Genomic DNA, 1587 nt, shown 5'->3' with positions numbered 1-1587 from the left:
CCGGCCGCAGCAGCTGCGCGCGCCGGCGGGACAGCCACTCGGCGACCTCGGACCGGCCGTGCGTGCCGCACGTACGGATCGTGGAGTCGAGGACGTCGAGCCACCACAGGGCCCCGGCCGCCCGCAGCGGATCCGGTTCGGCCGCACGGGCCGGGACCGGGCTCTGCGGGACGAGGGAGGCCGGACCCGCATAGGCCGTGGGTCCGGCCTCCCATCGCGTCATTCGCTCCCGCCCAATTCGTGTCCGCCCAGTCTCTCGTCGTCGTGTCGCCCGACCCGGACCGGTGCCGCGGGCACTTTAGTGGTGCAGCCCGCCCAGCAGGTCGTGCGACGGCTCGCTGTCCTCGGCCGGGTGGGTCACGCTGTGCAGCACGCCGCTGGTGACATCGTGCGCGGCGCCACCGACGCCGGTCAGGGTGCTGTCGAGGCCCTGCACCGGGTCGTGCGGCAGGACGTGGCCCAGATCCGGCTTGATCAGGGACCCGACCGAAGAGGTTGCCCCGCCGACCCCGGCGACGTCAAGGTCCGGCACGTGATCCAGCGGGATCGATGCGGGCAGGTTGGTGACCGTGCCCAGGCCACCGTCCAGGATGCCGACCGGGCCGGCGTCGACGCCGGGAGCCACCTGGTCCACGCCACTGACCACGTTGGTCACGCTGTGCTCGACCGGGGCCACCACAGTGTTGTCCAGGTGCAGGGCCGGGTCGTTGCCCGCGGACAGCCCACCGACCCCGACCGGCACGGCCGAGGTCACGCCGCCGCCCAGCCCGGTCACGCCGCCGCTCAGCCCGGCCAGGCCGAGCGAGTTGCCGGACAGCACCGAGCCGCCGACCACGTCGTCGCCGGCCACGGTGAGCACCGTGGCGTTCACTCCGGCCAGGGTGTTGGCGACGTTCAGGTCACCGGCCACCTGGCCCGGCATGACGGCCACCTGCGAGGTGATCGCCTGCAGCTGCGACACCGCGCCGGCCACGTCCAGGTTGGCCACCCCGGTGGTGAGGTCGTCGACGCCGGCCAGGCCGTACAGGCCGGTGACCGGGGCCGAGTCGACCACCAGCGGGATGACCTGCTGCACGTCGGCCGCGGTGACGTCGGCCAGGCCGGCCGCGTTCAGCGCGGTCTCCGGGTCGAGCTCGAAGGCCGAACGGGCGGCCGGGTCGTAGATCAGGTTGAGGACGAAATCCTGCAACGTCGGGGACGCTTCCATGAGGCTCCTTCAGAGACCGGTCACTGGCACCGGGATCCGGCACCGCAGCAAACCGTACGGAGGCCGGCCGGCGCGGGCATCGGGGTTGGAGCCCCCAACCGGTCCGGGCCGATCGGTGCTCCCCCGGGGCCCGGCGTTAGGGGGTTAGGGGATTCGGCGGCATGATTTTTTGGGGGACGATCCGCGAGCGGTCTTCTGGTACGAACATGTGGACCTATCCGGCCGAATGACGCCCACCGCGCTGTCACACCCGCAGTAATGGCCGTCGGTGATGGAGGAGTAACGACGTGCCCTACGTCCTGGGGATCGACATCGGCGCCGGCGCCACCAAGGCCGCCGTCTGCCGGCGCACCGACGGCGCCGCCGGAGGCTGGGGCCCG

Annotated in this window: 2 protein-coding genes; both read right to left on the bottom strand. The window is 72.7% G+C overall.

The annotated features are described in order from the left end of the window. Positions 1–223 (bottom strand): hypothetical protein (locus tag AB0C29_RS47575; RefSeq protein WP_360834868.1); only part of this gene is annotated, 223 nt, incomplete at its 3' end. A 75-nt stretch (positions 224–298) separates the two neighbouring features. Further along, positions 299–1207 carry an IniB N-terminal domain-containing protein gene (locus tag AB0C29_RS47570; protein ID WP_360834866.1) on the bottom strand — a complete coding sequence of 303 codons (909 nt, stop codon included), beginning with the start codon at positions 1205–1207 and terminating at the stop codon, positions 299–301. Positions 1208–1587: the final 380 nt, after the last annotated feature.

The organism is Actinoplanes sp. NPDC048791, from assembly GCF_040650095.1.
Taxonomy (GTDB): Bacteria; Actinomycetota; Actinomycetes; order Mycobacteriales; family Micromonosporaceae; genus Actinoplanes.
Note: the sequence above shows the minus strand (reverse complement) of the source record. Positions and strands in the feature narration are given on the sequence as shown.

Bases quoted from the DNA above. Each gene is read 5' to 3' on its own strand.
- AB0C29_RS47570 (WP_360834866.1), bottom strand. From the start codon at position 1,207: ATGGAAGCGTCCCCGACGTTGCAGGATTTCGTCCTCAACCTGATCTAC.